Annotated in this window: 13 protein-coding genes; 9 read left to right on the forward strand and 4 right to left on the reverse strand. The window is 33.3% G+C overall.

The annotated features are described in order from the left end of the window. Positions 1-14 precede the first annotated feature (14 nt). Entirely contained in the window at positions 15-899 is an 885-nt protein-coding gene (locus F5ESL0230_RS03760; protein ID WP_122021642.1) for an aldose 1-epimerase family protein, read from the forward strand. 69 nt (positions 900-968) lie between these two features. On the opposite strand, the gene F5ESL0230_RS08695 is transcribed toward F5ESL0230_RS03760, so the two are convergent. Next, the gene (locus F5ESL0230_RS08695) at positions 969-1049 is read right to left on the reverse strand and encodes an IS3 family transposase (RefSeq protein WP_369931599.1); all 81 of its coding nucleotides are present in this window, start codon (positions 1047-1049) and stop codon (positions 969-971) included. Between the two features lie 269 nt (positions 1050-1318). Between F5ESL0230_RS08695 and F5ESL0230_RS03765 the strand changes: the two genes are divergently transcribed. From F5ESL0230_RS03765 to F5ESL0230_RS03775, 3 genes are read left to right on the forward strand one after another with little or no spacing between them, the layout of a single operon-like run. Further along, the gene (locus F5ESL0230_RS03765; protein WP_122021643.1) at positions 1319-2365 is read left to right on the forward strand and encodes an ABC transporter transmembrane domain-containing protein; all 1047 of its coding nucleotides are present in this window, start codon (positions 1319-1321) and stop codon (positions 2363-2365) included. Continuing rightward, on the forward strand, positions 2358-2891 hold the full coding sequence (locus tag F5ESL0230_RS03770; RefSeq protein ID WP_158593053.1) for an ATP-binding cassette domain-containing protein: 534 nt from the start codon (positions 2358-2360) through the stop codon (positions 2889-2891). The genes F5ESL0230_RS03765 and F5ESL0230_RS03770 overlap by 8 nt, the downstream gene beginning before the upstream one ends. 15 nt (positions 2892-2906) lie before the next feature. Continuing rightward, positions 2907-4538 carry an ABC transporter ATP-binding protein gene (locus F5ESL0230_RS03775; RefSeq protein WP_122021645.1) on the forward strand — a complete coding sequence of 544 codons (1632 nt, stop codon included), beginning with the start codon at positions 2907-2909 and terminating at the stop codon, positions 4536-4538. A gap of 286 nt (positions 4539-4824) precedes the next feature. Here the strand turns inward: F5ESL0230_RS03775 and plsY are convergent, their stop codons facing one another. Further along, positions 4825-5460, reverse strand: coding sequence for a glycerol-3-phosphate 1-O-acyltransferase PlsY (gene plsY, locus F5ESL0230_RS03780; protein ID WP_090091914.1), 636 nt, complete (start codon positions 5458-5460; stop codon positions 4825-4827). Between the two features lie 73 nt (positions 5461-5533). On the opposite strand from plsY, the gene parE reads away from it, so the two are divergent. The 4 genes from parE to F5ESL0230_RS03800 all read left to right on the forward strand — a co-directional run bounded on the left by parE (position 5534) and on the right by F5ESL0230_RS03800 (position 12082). Then, entirely contained in the window at positions 5534-7516 is a 1983-nt protein-coding gene (gene parE, locus F5ESL0230_RS03785; protein ID WP_122021646.1) for a DNA topoisomerase IV subunit B, read from the forward strand. A 21-nt stretch (positions 7517-7537) separates the two neighbouring features. Then, positions 7538-9991: a DNA topoisomerase IV subunit A gene (gene parC, locus F5ESL0230_RS03790; protein WP_122021647.1), complete on the forward strand. Its 2454-nt coding sequence runs from the start codon at positions 7538-7540 to the stop codon at positions 9989-9991. A gap of 156 nt (positions 9992-10147) precedes the next feature. Next, positions 10148-11083: a LysR family transcriptional regulator gene (locus F5ESL0230_RS03795; protein WP_122021648.1), complete on the forward strand. Its 936-nt coding sequence runs from the start codon at positions 10148-10150 to the stop codon at positions 11081-11083. 69 nt (positions 11084-11152) lie between these two features. After that, positions 11153-12082, forward strand: coding sequence for a manganese-dependent inorganic pyrophosphatase (locus tag F5ESL0230_RS03800; protein WP_122021649.1), 930 nt, complete (start codon positions 11153-11155; stop codon positions 12080-12082). An 88-nt stretch (positions 12083-12170) separates the two neighbouring features. Here F5ESL0230_RS03800 and F5ESL0230_RS03805 read toward each other — a convergent pair whose 3' ends face one another. After that, positions 12171-12530, reverse strand: coding sequence for a helix-turn-helix domain-containing protein (locus F5ESL0230_RS03805; RefSeq protein ID WP_122021650.1), 360 nt, complete (start codon positions 12528-12530; stop codon positions 12171-12173). A gap of 1388 nt (positions 12531-13918) precedes the next feature. Between F5ESL0230_RS03805 and xerS the strand changes: the two genes are divergently transcribed. Next, positions 13919-15001 (forward strand): tyrosine recombinase XerS, encoded by a 1083-nt coding sequence (gene xerS / locus F5ESL0230_RS03810; RefSeq protein ID WP_122021651.1) that lies wholly within the window; start codon positions 13919-13921, stop codon positions 14999-15001. A 31-nt stretch (positions 15002-15032) separates the two neighbouring features. Here the strand turns inward: xerS and F5ESL0230_RS03815 are convergent, their stop codons facing one another. Then, positions 15033-15668 carry an NUDIX hydrolase N-terminal domain-containing protein gene (locus tag F5ESL0230_RS03815; RefSeq protein WP_122021652.1) on the reverse strand — a complete coding sequence of 212 codons (636 nt, stop codon included), beginning with the start codon at positions 15666-15668 and terminating at the stop codon, positions 15033-15035. Positions 15669-15680: the final 12 nt, after the last annotated feature.

Below are 15680 nucleotides of genomic sequence, written 5' to 3' on the forward strand. Positions count from 1 at the left end.
GGCGATGAATGATCATGGATTACACTATTAAAAATAGTATTTTACAAGTTGTTATTTCAAATATAGGTGCCGAGATTCACAGTGTTAAAAGTCTGCATAGTAACTATGAATATATTTGGCAGGCAAATCCAGATGTATGGCAACGGCATGCACCAATTCTGTTTCCTATCGTAGGTAAATTGAAAAATAATCAATATACTTTTCAAGGTAAGACCTATCAAATGGCCCAGCACGGTTTTGCCCGCGATATGGCATTTGAGGTTGAGCAACATACTGCTGAGAGTATTACTTTTTTGCTAACAGATACAGCTCAGACAAGAGAAATTTATCCCTTTAAGTTTGAACTGCGGGTTAACTATAATTTATTAAACAATTTACTTGAAGAAAACTTTAGTATTACCAATAAATCAGATTATGAAATGATTTTTGGAATTGGCGGTCATCCGGGATTTAATATTCCAACAAGTTCGGTTATTAGCAAGTCTGATTTTTATTTTAGTACTAAACCTTCACTTACTCGTGTGCAAATTCCAATAAAAAGTAATGGTCTTCTAGACTGGTCTAATCGCTCTCTAGCATCGACTAATAGTTTGATTACCTTAAGCGAACATTTATTTAAAAATGATGCCCTGGTTTTTGAATTACATGGCCATGATAATCGCATATCGTTGAAAACTGATACTAGTAATTATCATGTTAATGTATGGCTGCGGGATGCACCTTTTGTAGGAATTTGGTCACAGTATCCCCAAATGGCTGATTATGTTTGTATTGAACCTTGGTGGGGAATTGCTGATCGAGCAGATTCGACTGGGAAGTTAGAAGAAAAATTTGGAATGAATCACCTTGAAACAGGAAAAACTTTTACTGCTGGTTTTAGTATGGCTTTTCATGATTAAGGTAAAAAGCTTAGTGTTAATTATTGACTGAAACTAACCCCTAGAATTAGAAGTTAATATTATTTCATTTTATAAGGCCGTATTCCGATATTCAATCGGGGTGCGACCTTTTAACTTATACTTAATTCTAGTTTGAGTGTAGTGTTTGATTCACTTTAATAGACAATCTGTTTTCCAAAAGATATAGGTAAATCTAAGAATGTAGAATCTATTTCTAACTTCTGCCATTGCAAGCTTGAGTTTACTAGTACTATAAATTGCTGGCTTAACGGTAAGTCTTTCAGGTAATAACTAATTTATAAGCATTCTATGAAAGAATATTAACATTTACTTTAAAAATAACATATTTTTTTATTTTATTCTATTGCTATATGGTAAAATATAGCAATAGTTTTTTATACAATTGAAAGAGAATTACAATGTCGCTTAGAAGTCTTTTTAAAATCAACACTTTCCGAGCAGGTTTGTTGGTTATTATTTATCTTGCGTACTCGTATGCAGGAACAATCTCTGCATTTCTTTTTCGATATGCTTTAAACTCCTTAATCAATAAAAGCTTATCGAACTTTATTTATTGGTGCATTGCAGAGATACTTATCGCTATGGTAAGTAGCCTGCTTTTAGCTTATGGAACCTACTTATTTAATAAGCAAATACAGCAGTATATCCATGCTATCAGGGACAAGATTATTCATCATTATTATCAAAATAACAATACCAAAGTTGCTGAAATTCAAAATATTTTAAATAATAATATGAAAACTTTAGCAGATGAATATGCCAGACCTTGGATTCTTATCTTAAGCAGCAGCTTAATGCTTTTGATGTCTATCGGTGTGTTGTTTTCTATGCATTGGACGCTGGTCATAGCTACAGTCCTCACTTGTGTCATAGTACTTGCTCTGCCTCAATTAACCCAAAAAATTACCACGCGTGCAACTAAGGCAGCTTCCCAGAAAAACGCCGTCTTTTTAAAGACAGTTGCTGACTGGTTTAGTGGATTAAATGTATTACGGCGCTACCATGCAATTAACCGATTGCAAAATGTGCTTAACCAAAGTAGTGGTAGGCTTGCTGATGCAAATGAAAAAAAACAAAAAGCATTGAGTACTGCTGATGGACTAAATGGGGTAGGTAATTCAATTGGTCAAGTTGGTATTATCCTCTGGGGTGGTCTACTTTTCTTTCACCACCAATTAGACATCGGTGGTTTGCTTGTTGCTAGTAACTTTGTTAGTTCTATTTTTGATGAATTATGGGACATAATTGACTCCATTACGCAGATAAAGGCCACTAAAGACCTGCGCACCGAATTGCACACGTTGACTCAGGATACTGAAACAGATACTGAAGTGGACGCTTCTCCTGCTGCTATCAGTGTAAAAGGGCTAGTGATAACTTACGAGGGCCACCAGATAAGGTATCCAGATTTTGCAATTAAGGCTTGCGACAAGGGTCTTGCTTAGCGGAGACCCGGGCACTGGGAAGTCAACTCTGCTTAAAGCTATCTTGGGCAAGTTGCAGCCTACGGCAGGCTCAATTGAATATTACAATAAAAAAGGTGAATTGATTACGCCTAACTACAGACAGATCGGCTATGTAGCCCAGGACGGCGTTCTTTTTCCTGATACAATTGCAAATAATATGACAATGTTTCAACATTATCCAGAAAGTCAGTTAAATAAAGTGATTGATTCGGTTGAATTAACTGACAATCTGACCAAGTTTCCCCAAGGTGTAAACACGACAATCAATCTCGATAATCTCAACGTATCTGGTGGTCAGCAACAAAAAATCATCTTAGCGCGGGCCAAATTAAAAAGACAAAATTTTTTGCTACTAGACGAGCCAATTAGTGCAATCGACAGTAAAACTAGTACTAAGATTATCAAATCACTGCTAGCAAGTGATCAAACTATTATCATGATTGGTCATAATTTGCGACCGGAAGTGCAAAAATTATTTGATTATCGTATTAACTTAAGCAGATAGAAGTAAGGAAAGATTATGAAAATCAAAGATTTTTGGCAGGTGAATCCTGTTGTTTTTATTTGTACGATAATAGTTAAGCTACTAGCGCCTGCTTTGACCCTGCTAAACACACAGGTTGGAATATACCAGGTTGATGCTATTCAACAGGTTAGTTTACCCAAGTTTTTAAAACTAACGGCGCTTTCCTTTGTTTTGCTAGTAGTTAGTTACTTAATAGAATATCTATTTGATTATATTTTAGCCAAACAAAAAGAACGATATAAAAAAATTATAAGAGCAAAAATAGTTAGCCATCTCTGTTATACCAAGCAAGAATATGCAATTGCTCAAATACAGAATTTTTTAACAAACGATCTAATTCAAAGTGAGGAAAACTATCTTGATGCTTTTTTCAAATTGGTTAGTGGCATCGGCTATTTTGTTTCTGCTTTAGTATTGTTATTTACTATCCATTGGGCCATGTTAATCGTTATTTCCTTGATGGTAATTGTATCATTACTTTTACCCAAGTTAATAGCAAGGCCGTTACAAAAAGCTATGATGACTATTTCTGCTAGTAACAAAAACTATCTTGATACAATAAGAAGTTGGTTGACCGGAATAGAAGAGTTACAAAGATATTTTGCTGGTAATCACCTTTTTGTAGTATTAAGCAAATCTTCACAAAAATTAGAGAACGCTAATGTCAAAGAAACTGGAATAAAGCAATATCTTAAGTTTGTTAACGAAGTCTCCTCTCAAGTTATGTTACTGTTGCTATATGCTGTAACTGGCTATTTAATTATTACCAAGCAAATAGCTTTTGGGGTGATTTCAGTAGTTAGTGATCTCAAATATTATTTAACTAGTGGTATTGAGATGATCACAGAGGCTCGTGGAGCCATGATTGGAGTTACTGATCTTAATAGGCAGATTGAAGATTTAGTCATACCAGTTATTAAGCAGGAAGAACCCAATGTAGGTTTAGAAGAAGTAGATGAAATTATCACAGCTGATTTGCAAATGGCTTTCCCGAATGGTGAAAGTTTACAATTACCCGATATTAAAGTTAAACCTGGCCAAAAAATATTGTTAACGGGTGAGTCAGGTGTGGGCAAATCAACCTTGCTTAAAATTCTGGCCGGTGAACTTAGACCTAGTTCTGGTCATGTTATCTATTGCGGTAGGCATGGCAATCTAGCTCACCCTGATTTAAGTACAATCGGATACTTGCCTCAAAATGCAGTTTTATTTCCTGCTAGCATAGTTGACAACATAACCATGTTTGATGATAACTTAGCGCCAATGGTGCCAGAATGGGTCAAAGATATGCAGCTGCAGCAAGACATTGCCGAGCAGAAGCTGAACCTGCAAACAAAACTTGATTTAAATAAGCTGACTATTTCAGGTGGTCAAAGACAAAAAATAGTTTTGTCACGTGCACTAATTCATCAAAGTAGAATCATTCTGGTTGATGAGGGAACAAGTGCGATTGATGAACAGGCAACTATAAAAATCTTACGTAAAATTATGGCGACTGATGCCAGTGTAATCTTCATTGCGCATAATTTAAATCCAGAAATGAAACAACTTTTTGATTACGAACTTCATTTTTTTAGAAACAATAACAAAATCAAGGCGAATATCATTGCCAACATAGCTATTTAGAAAACTTAATATAAACTCGGAAGTTTAAGTTTAACTAAAAGCTTAGACATTTTATTATTATAAAAGACCCAATGCGCGGTTTGAATATTAATGTGAACCCCAAAATTAGGATAGTTTAGTAAATTTAACCATAATAAAACCCTCCAGCTGGATTTTTGGTCCATTCTAGAGGGGAACCTCAGTTAATTATTGATACTATTTTTTTTATTAATTATTTTATTGCGAACTTTTGTTCTGATGATTTATAATTATAACAGCCAGTTTTTCTGGTTGTATTTATTTTAGTTTATAACTTATGGTGCTTTTTTTTATACCAGTACCATAAGCCGAAGGGAATAATATTTTCTTGGTGGTGAATAAGTCGATTTATATTACTGCGATGGCGATTAAAAAGGATAATCATAATGCAGCCAACGATGATCTCTAAGAAAAGATCATGAAAGAAAAAGGTAGTAATAAAAATCAAAACAACAGCGATTAAACTTGATAAGCTTACATAAGAAGTAATAAACACAAGGGGCAAAAAAATCAAGGCACAAATGCTGAAAAACTTCAAATCGTAGCCTAAGAAAAGTCCGGCACTAGTTGCAACAGCTTTTCCCCCCTTAAATTTAAGGAAAATAGAAAAAGTATGTCCTAAAATTGCTAAGCAACCACAAATTAGAAGAAGATACTTTGGACCAGAAATTTGCAATAATCTTGGCAGATTAGTTGCTAAGGTTCCTTTAAGTACATCAATGATTAACACAAAGCTACCAGCTAATGGTCCAAAAACTCTAAAAGAATTAGTTGTTCCTATGTTACCTGAACCATATTTACGTATATCTTCTGCGAAAAATATTTTTCCGATAACAACCCCGGTCGGAAATGATCCTAGTAAGTATGCTAAAATAAATACCAGTATTAATTTTAGATTTATCATTTATATCCTACTCTCTTAATTTCTAATCTTATTCTATCAAAGATTGTTTAGTGTGAGAACAGAACAAAAATAAATGATTAAAAAAACTGGAGGAGTTTATTTGGCTAAAACAAATAAAAATATAAATTCATATGATGATTCGTCAATCCAGATTCTTCATGGTTTAGAAGCTGTACGTAAAAGACCAGGAATGTATATTGGATCGACTGACATTCACGGTTTAAACCAGTTAGTTTATGAAATCGTTGATAATTCAGTTGACGAAGCTATGGCTGGTTTTGGCCAAGAAATTGATGTAACCATTCACGGTGATAACAGTGTGACTGTACGTGATTTCGGACGGGGGATGCCTACTGGCATGCACAAGTCTGGTAAGCCGACGATTGAAGTGATATTGACTGTTTTACATGCCGGTGGGAAGTTTACCGAGCAGAACTATAAAACTTCTGGTGGACTCCACGGTGTAGGATCATCTGTTGTCAATGCTCTTTCTAGTTATATGTGTGTAAAAGTAGTGCGTGATGGCATATTGTATGAAGAGGAATTTACTAATGGTGGTCATCCTGTTGGCAGTTTAAAGCGTCTTGGTAAAACTAAGGAACCAACAGGTACTACTATAACTTTTAAGCCAGACGAAACAATTTTTTCGACCACAAAATATAAGTATGAAGCTATTCAAGAGCGAATTCGGGAGTCTGCTTTTTTACTAAAGGGCGTTCGTTTTGTTTTAAAGGATGAACGTGAACCTATACATCATGATGACTTCAAGTATGATAACGGAATTGAATCTTTTGTATCATACCTTAACGAAGGCAAGGATACATTAAATAATGTCTTTTACTTTGATGGAAAACAAGATGAAATTGAAGTCGAATTTAGTGGTCAATATAGTGATAGTTATTCTGAAAGTCTTGTTTCTTTTGTAAATAACGTGCGTACAGCTGATGGTGGAACACATGAAGTTGGTGCACGAAGTGGCTTTACGCGAGCATTCAATGATTATGCTAAAAAGCAAGGATTACTTGGTAAAAAAGATAAAAACTTGGATGGCTCGGACTATCGTGAAGGTCTAAGTGCAGTATTGTCAGTAAAAATACCTGAAGAGCTTTTGGAATTTGAGGGCCAGACTAAGGGAAAACTGGGTACCCCACAAGCTAGATCAGTAGTTGATGCAATTGTTTATGAAAAAATGTCTTACTATTTAATGGAAAATGGTGAGCTGGCTCAAGAATTAGTTAAAAAGGCCCAGCGTGCAAGGGATGCTCGCGAAGCTGCAAAAAAAGCACGTAATGAAAGTCGAAATGGTAAAAAAAGACGTAAAAAAGAAGTATTATCAGGTAAATTAACCCCCGCCCAATCTCGTAATCCGAAAAAAAACGAGTTATTTCTTGTCGAAGGTGATTCTGCTGGTGGTTCCGCTAAACAGGGGCGTGATCGTAGATTTCAGGCAATATTACCTTTGCGCGGTAAAGTATTAAATACGCAGAAGGCTAAATTGCAAGATATTTTTAAAAATGAAGAAATTAATACTATGATCTATACTATCGGTGCAGGTGTGGGAGCTGAATTTAAAGTTGACGATTCTAATTACGATAAAGTAATTATTATGACGGACGCTGATGATGATGGTGCTCATATTCAAATTTTGCTATTGACTTTTTTCTATCGGTATATGAGGCCAATGATTGAACATGGCAAAGTATATATTGCTTTACCACCTTTATATCGCTTACAAAAAGGGCGCGGTAAAACTAGACAGGTTAAGTATTCTTGGACGGATGAAGAATTAGCAATTGATGAGGAAAAAATTGGCCGTGGCTATACTCTGCAGAGATTCAAGGGATTGGGTGAAATGAACGCTGAACAGTTATGGCAGACAACGATGAATCCTGAATCTAGAATGTTAATTCGAGTTAAGATTGACGATGCGGCATTAGCTGAACGCCGCGTAACTACTTTAATGGGTGACAAGGTTGATGCTCGGCGCAAGTGGATTGAAGAGAATGTTAAGTTTAGAATGGGCGAAAGTGCATCAATTTTAGAAGAAAATGAGTAGAAATAAAGAGGTTTTTGATTAATGGCTACAAATGAACGAATTCGTGAAATGCCGCTTGAGCAGGTTATGGGTGAACGTTTCGGACGATATTCGAAATATATCATTCAAGAAAGAGCATTACCAGATATTCGTGATGGCTTAAAACCAGTACAAAGGAGAATCCTTTATGCTATGTATCTGGACAATAATACTTATGATAAACCGTTTAAAAAGGCTGCTAAAGCTGTAGGTAATATCATGGGTAATTTTCATCCTCATGGTGATAGTTCAATATATGGTGCTTTAGTTCATTTATCCCAAGACTGGAAAATGCGTGAGACTCTGATTGAAATGCATGGTAATAATGGCTCAATGGATGGTGATGGTCCGGCAGCTATGCGTTATACAGAATCACGTTTGAATAAGATTTCTAATATGCTTTTACAGGATATTGACAAAGATACTGTCAATATGGTACTTAATTTTGACGATACAGAATATGAGCCAACTGTTCTTCCAGTTCGTTTTCCTAATTTATTAGTTAATGGATCTACCGGAATTTCATCAGGTTATGCTACTGAAATACCCCCACATAATTTAAGCGAAGTAATTGATGCTACAATTTATTTATTGAAACATCCTAATGCTAGTTTGGATGAATTAATGCAATTTGTTAAAGGCCCAGACTTTCCTACAGGGGCAATTGTCATGGGGCAAAAGGGACTTCAAGAAGCATATCAGACTGGACGCGGTCGAATTCAAGTTCGAGCAAAATCAGTGATTCAAGAAATTCGCGGTCATCGGGAAGAAATTGTGATCACTGAGATACCCTTTGCAGTTAATAAGGCTCTATTAGTTAAAAAAATTGATGAAATTCGGCTAAATAAAGAAATAGATGGTATTGCTGAAGTTCGTGATGAAACAGATCGTCATGGACTATCAATCGTAATTGAACTTAAAAAGGGTACAGATGCTCAAAATATTTTAAATTACTTATTCAAAAATACAGAACTACAAGTTTCCTATAACTTCAATATGGTGGCAATTGATCATATGACACCGGTACAAGTTGGTCTGAAACATATTTTGACGTCATATTTAGAGCATGAAAAAGATGTTGTTATCAAGCGTACTAAGTATGACTTAAATAAAGCTGAAACACGTTTAGAAATAATTCAAGGCTTAATCCATGCGATGGATATCTTGGATGAAGTAATAAAAGCAATTCGTGCATCTAAAAATAAGGCCGAAGCTAAGAAAAATTTAACTGCTAAATTTGCTTTCACTTCAAGACAAGCAGAAGCAATTGTCTCATTACAACTATATCGGTTAACTAATACCGATGTAAATGCATTAGTTGCAGAGCAAAATGATTTAAAAGATAAAATTTCCCGTTATCGTGCACTACTGTCAGATGACAAAATTTTACAAAAAGAAATTATTAAAGAATTATCAACTGTTAAAAAAGAATTCGGAAATCCCCGAAGAACAGAAATTTCTACAGAAACAGCTCAAATTAAAATTGATGAAAAGGCACTTCTGGCTGATGAACAAGTACGAATTTTAATTAGTCGTGATGGTTATTTAAAACGATCCTCTTTACGATCTTGGCAATCAAGTGATGATGAAGATAATGGATTACCAGATGGCGATCAAGTTGTGTATGAAAAGACAGTGTCAACTTTAGATAATTTATACTTGTTTACTAACCGTGGTAATGTGATTTATCGTCCAGTAAATGAACTTGTTGAAGCAAAGTGGAAAGAAACCGGTCAGCATTTATCACAAGAAATAGGCTTGAGTAGTGACGAAGTAATTATTCGGGTGTTTTCATTTAGCAAATTAGATGAAGACGTAAATTTTGTGTTAGCTAGTACAGATGGCTACATTAAGCAAGTAAAATTAAAGAGTCTACCACCAACTAGGACCTACCGTTCACGTGCAATGGTTGCAATGAAAATGAAAGGTGATACCAGTACCATAGTAAGGGTTGACTTAGTTAAACCAAATGAAAAATTTGAAGTCATTTTATTTACTCATGATGCTTACGCTGTTAGATATGATCTCAATGAGGTACCAGAATTGGGGGCAAAAGCGTTAGGCGTTAAATCAGTTAACCTAAAAGCCGATGACTTTATTGTTTCGTATACACTAATTCCTTCTAATTACATTAATTTAGTTCGAATAGGTATAGTTACGCAGCGTGGTGCCTTTAAACAAATTAAGGCTGATTTAATTAATAAAATTTCTAGAGCTAAAAGGGGCGTACTTGTACTTAGAGAACTTAAGTCGCACCCACATAAAATAGCTTCTTTGGTCTCATATGGACAAGAACATGTATTAGTAATAACTACAAGTAGTAAAAGACAAATTATGGTAAAAACCAATGAGTTTCCATTAAGTGATCGGTATTCTAATGGATCTTTTGTTGTTGATACTACAAGCGATGGAGTACCAATAAGTTTGAAATTAGGTAGGCCTTTGAATTATAGTTAAATAGTTTTTTATTTATGATTCTATTTATATATATTTATTATTTTACACAAGTTATTTAATTATTTATAAAATATACTTTGACACAGAGCCATTTTTGATTGATAATAGCATATAAATGTAAGCCATATTATTGTTAAGATAGAAGGAATAATTTATATGCCTAAAATGGATGCTATTCTCTCAAGTAAATCTCTACACTATTTTTTACAGTTAATAGATACAATGAATTATACTCAAGCAGCACAAATTTTGGGAATTACTCAACCAGCATTAACGCAGCAAATCAAAAAAATTGAACATGCAATTGGGACTCCTTTGTTTGGACAAATGGGTAAAAAACTATATCTTACTGAAGCAGGAAAGCAATTACAAGTTGGAGCAATTAAACTTTTGGGAACTATGAACTCTGTCGTAAATGATATTCAGGAGTTTACCCAAGCTGATCGAGGGAATATTTCAATTGGAGTTTTAGAAAGTGTTAATTGTGAGTGGTTACAAAGGTTCTTAATTAAGTTTAACCAGAAATACCCTGATATTACTATTAATCTTAGTTGCTTTAATCGTAAGGATTTGTGGTATAACTTGGATAATAATTTGATTGATTTGGCAATTTTATATATTCCAGATGTTGCTAAAAAAAGTCAGGCTAGCTTGAATAATCAATATGAACAAATGAAAATTAATGATGAACGCTTAATAATTTTGACGCATCTCACTAATTTAGAAGCTGGTGAAGCATACCCAATTTCTACGTTTACTAAACAAAAATGGGTAGCATATCCAGATGGATTTTTTTTAACTCAACTAATGAAAGAAAAATTTGGAAGTAGAGTTAATATAAAAAAGAAATTGGATATTTCTATGAGCTTTTCATCAACAGAGCAGCTAGTAGCAACAGCTATAGCAACAAACTACGATACATTTGTTAGTCATTCGTATTATCAAGCTCACAAAAATGACATTAATTTAACTCCAGTCTTTTTAAAAGATGACAAGAAGTTCCTTACTTCAATAGTTTATCGAAAGGGTAAAAAAGACGTTCCTCGAGTCGCCAATATTTTAGCCGAATTTAAGCAATTCTTACCTAAATAGGCTTTATTGAATAGGAGTTATTAGGTAAACTAATTATGTACAATAATTTATAGAAAAAGAGGAAAATTAATGGAAAAAGAGCTAGTTTTTGGTCATCAAAGTCCAGATACAGATGCTATTGGTACAGCTATTGCTTATTCATTTTTACAAAATAAACTGGGTTATAATACTGAAGCAGTGGCATTAGGTGAGCCTAATGACGAAACTATGTTTGCATTAAACAAGTTTGGTTTTCAGGCACCTAGGGTAATCAAGACCGCTGCTAATGAAGTTGAAAAAGTAATGCTAGTTGATCATAATGAACCACAACAAAGTGTTTCTGATATTGATAAGGTAAAAGTTACCCATGTTGTTGATCACCATCGGATTATGAATTTTAATACTAGTTCACCGCTTTTTTATCTTGCTGAGCCAGTCGGCTGTACAAGTACAATTGTTTGGAAGCTATATAGACATTTCGAAATTGCTATTCCGCAAAATATTGCTGGAATTATGCTTTCTGCTATTATTTCTGATACTTTACTTTTAAAATCACCGACTACAACTGAAGATGATCGTAAAGCAGTAAAAGAGTTGGCTAAAATTGCTAATGTTGATTATGAAAATTACGGACTTGCAGAATTAAAAGCAGGCACAAATATTGCAAATAAGTTAGAAGATGATTTAATTAAGTTAGATGCGAAAACTTTTGAATTGAAAGATAAAAAAGTTAGGGTAGCTCAAATTAATGTAGTTGATTTGCCTGAAGCAATGGGACGTAAAGCTGCTTTTCTAAAGGCAATGGAGTCTGCAATAGCCACCGATCATTATGATCTATTTATGTTACTTATTACGAATGTATTGGATTCTGACTCAACTGCAATAGTAGCAGGATCTAGTGAAGCACAGCAGTTATTTGAAAAGGCATTTGGACAAATTATTGATTCGGAAATCAGTTTACCAGGTGTAGTTTCACGTAAAAAACAAGTTGTACCACCACTTACAAATGCATTTAGTTAATAATTATTTCAAATTTTAAAGATTAAAAAACACGAGTAGGGAAGTAATCCCGCTCGTGTTTTTATTTACGTTTCTAAATTTAAATAAATTATTCTTTGTTAATTTCTTTAGCCAGAATAATAAAAGATTTACACACTCTTTCAGCCTTTTCTGAAGACATTTTTCTTAATTCATTGAGAACTTTTTTGATAAATACAGGTGTATTATCCTGATGGTTCTCAACCTTAACTTCTTTAAATCTATATGCGTTCATTATTATATCAGGTGTAGTAGTATTCAATGCTCTAGCAATAGAATCAAGTTTTTGAATACTGATGTTTTGATTTTTGGTACGCTCAAGACGAGAAATAAAGTTTACAGACAAATCACTCAACTCTGCCAGGTCCTCCTGCGTCAACTTCTGTTCACGTCGACGACGGCATATTTCTTTTCCTAAATTTATACTCATGGAATAAATTCAACCCTTTCAAAAAATATAATTCCATATTCCATAATAACAGATTAATTATAGAATTAAACAATAAAACAAAAAAATTATAAATAAAAACAATTAATTTCAACAAATCTTTAAAACATCAAAGTCGATTGTTGAAATAATAGTTTTAATCTATACTCCAGATAGTATTATAAGACAAACCCTAAAAAATATAAATAATAAAGCTCTAAATAATTAAACTTAAAATGAAAAAATATAAGTTTTAAAATATTATTTCAAGTCTGAATTTCCTTTGATACTATAGCTAAAAAGTTCAAATTATAAAAACCACTTTTGCAACTAATGATAATATATAAATTCGATATAGAAACCGCTTTACATATACTTATTTAAGAAAATATAAGAAAACTGGTAGCAAACATTTTTAGATAAAATACTATCTAAAAGTAATTGATAATAAAAAATAATAAAAAAAATCAAAAAGCAATATTTTAAGGTCTATAAATAAAATTCTTTAAACTATTTTAGTGGAATTTATTTTAAGTTAGCTATTTTAAATAATGGCTAAGCAAATTTAATATTTAAGCATCTATATGAATTTGTACAGGGGAATAGTTGTAGCTAATTTGTAAGTTAAGTTTACTAATCTGGTAATACTTCGTATAATATATATTATGTAAAGTAAAAAACAAATTTCAAACATCAAACGGAAACACACTAATTAAAATTAATTAAAAAGGCAGCGCTAAAACTTAACACAGTAATCAGTAAGCCGGTTTAACTGAATAATCAATCAAAAGTAGCAAATAAACTTTTCTTGTTTTGCCAGTTTCTAAAAGTAGCAAAAGATCACTCCTCTTACAACAATGAAAAAGACTTGTTCCCAGTAATCATATCAAGGTAATATTACAAGCAAGATTATAGTTTTTAAGAACATGAGTTTTGGGTGCAGTGCCAAAAACTAAAATCGGTAAAGAGAGTAACTAAGAAATAAATATTAACTTCTAACGCTTTTAAGCAAGCTGTTAGTGAGTTATTAAAATCTAAATAAGCCAATTAATTAAGTTCATGCAAAATTCACTTTAGAATTAATTGGTAAAGTTGCAGCTAGAAAATGCGTGTAAGCTGATCTGATTTTAGTGTATATTACACACGCAAAGAAAGTGTTGAAACCAGCAAATATTTTTTGATTATTGTTTTTGTTGCTACCACAATGTTTTCTCGATTTGTAATCATTAAAACTATAATTTTAATGAAAGGTAAAAGACAACAGCAATAAGGGTTTTTACTTTTCTACCTAATGAGAATAATTTTTATATAAATGTTTTCAAAATCCAAACAGACATTCTTATTTTGCTTTATAATTTAACTAAGATAAATTTATTTAGGAGAAAATAATATTGGAAACAAAAAAATATTTGGACTTAATTGAAGATGAATTAACAAAAATGCCTGACTTTGTCCAGGAATACAATTTTGGTACTAACCATTCCTTAGCAACTACCTATCAATATTTAACAGAAATTCGCAGATTCTTTGATTGGCTACGTAAAGAAGGAATTTCTTCTGCTCAAAAAAATAGTGATATTACAACTATTACTTTAGCTAATTTACATCGTAGTGACATTATGCTTTATATCAATTATCTAGGTCATGTTAAAAATCAACAAGGTCATTTAAATTCACCTACAACAATCAATCGCTCGATTAACGCCCTACGCTCACTTTTCAAGTTTTTGACCATTACTGCAGATAATAATGACGGCCAACCTTATTTTGAGCGAAATGTAATGCTGAAAATTGACTCCCTTAATAATACTAAGACCCTTAATTATCGTGCACATATTCTTGAATCTCATATGTATATTGGAGACTTAAAATACCAATTTTTGAATTATATTGAGAACAACTTTGAAAAGCACTGTAATCCTCATGCCCTCCCCTCCTTTAAGCTTAACAAGGAGAGGGATATGGCAATTATTGCCGTAATTTTAGGGACAGGAATCAGAGTTTCAGAATGTGCGGGTATTAATATATCCGATTTAAATTTAAAGAAAGCAACTTTAGACGTTACTAGAAAAGGCGGTCAAAAAGATAGTGTGCCAATAGCCGAATGGACGTTAACTTATCTAGTTAAATATCAAAAAATACGTAGCCAACGTTATAAAGCAACCAAAAAAGAAACAGCGTTTTTTCTTACTAGGTGGCACCATCAAACGCGTCGAATGACAACTAGCGCAATTGAAAAAATGGTTAATAAGTACTCGGCTTCATTTGGACACCCACTCACCCCACATAAGCTGCGTCATACTCTTGCTTCAGAACTTTATGGAGTTACTAAAGATCAAGTTTTAGTTGCACAGCAATTAGGTCAAAAAGGTACATCAGCAACAGATTTATATACACACGTTGACCAACATAAGCAACGTGAAGCCCTAAATAAAATCGCCCAAAGTAATAATTCAAATAATAAAAAGAGCTAGTAATCATAACTAGCTCTTTTTATTATCGTTATTAAAATCTTACTTGCCAACTAGAACCAGCCTGCGCAGCATTGAAACACATTTTGATTTCATCTTCATTAGTTTTATTTTGTGAAAGTGGAGGAAGATTATTTAAATTGAAGTAAGCACTTTCGCTTGTTTCAATATTGGGTGTGAAATTTGAACTTAATTCGCGACACAGAAAAATAACATTACACACGTTAACTAGCCTTTTAATACGCTTTTTATCATGAATGGTAGTTTGACTATCATTAATTGCAATTAGATAATCAATTGCAATATCACATCCGGCTTCTTCTTTTGCTTCTTTAATGCAGTTATCTTTTACCGAAAGATTAGGTTCACACCATCCTCCAGGCAGGGACCAAAAGTTGTCTGTGGTTTCTTTAACCAACAAAATCTGCTTATTTTTAAAAATTGCTGCTCGTGTGGCTAATTTAGATGTTTGATAGCCATCTTCACTACTGAAAATTTCTTTTACTTGTTTCAGTGGTAATCCGGTTTTGGCAGCCATCATTTCGGTAGCAATTAATCTAATTTGTGCATACCGTTCTATATCAAAACAATCATTGCCATATTCTAACCCATTTTGGGCAATATTTTGTAATTTTAAGGTCCAATTTAAAAATTTATCTGCATTGTCCATTTTTAATCCTTA

It is taken from the genome of Lactobacillus sp. ESL0230 (genome assembly GCF_003692805.1).
GTDB classification, from domain to species: domain Bacteria; phylum Bacillota; class Bacilli; order Lactobacillales; family Lactobacillaceae; genus Lactobacillus; species Lactobacillus bombicola.

Bases quoted from the DNA above. Each gene is read 5' to 3' on its own strand.
- F5ESL0230_RS03760 (WP_122021642.1), top strand. From the start codon at position 15: ATGGATTACACTATTAAAAATAGTATTTTACAAGTTGTTATTTCAAAT.
- F5ESL0230_RS03765 (WP_122021643.1), top strand. From the start codon at position 1,319: ATGTCGCTTAGAAGTCTTTTTAAAATCAACACTTTCCGAGCAGGTTTG.
- F5ESL0230_RS03775 (WP_122021645.1), top strand. From the start codon at position 2,907: ATGAAAATCAAAGATTTTTGGCAGGTGAATCCTGTTGTTTTTATTTGT.
- plsY (WP_090091914.1), bottom strand. From the start codon at position 5,460: ATGATAAATCTAAAATTAATACTGGTATTTATTTTAGCATACTTACTA.
- parE (WP_122021646.1), top strand. From the start codon at position 5,534: ATGATTAAAAAAACTGGAGGAGTTTATTTGGCTAAAACAAATAAAAAT.
- parC (WP_122021647.1), top strand. From the start codon at position 7,538: ATGGCTACAAATGAACGAATTCGTGAAATGCCGCTTGAGCAGGTTATG.
- F5ESL0230_RS03795 (WP_122021648.1), top strand. From the start codon at position 10,148: ATGCCTAAAATGGATGCTATTCTCTCAAGTAAATCTCTACACTATTTT.
- F5ESL0230_RS03800 (WP_122021649.1), top strand. From the start codon at position 11,153: ATGGAAAAAGAGCTAGTTTTTGGTCATCAAAGTCCAGATACAGATGCT.
- F5ESL0230_RS03805 (WP_122021650.1), bottom strand. From the start codon at position 12,530: ATGAGTATAAATTTAGGAAAAGAAATATGCCGTCGTCGACGTGAACAG.
- F5ESL0230_RS03815 (WP_122021652.1), bottom strand. From the start codon at position 15,668: ATGGACAATGCAGATAAATTTTTAAATTGGACCTTAAAATTACAAAAT.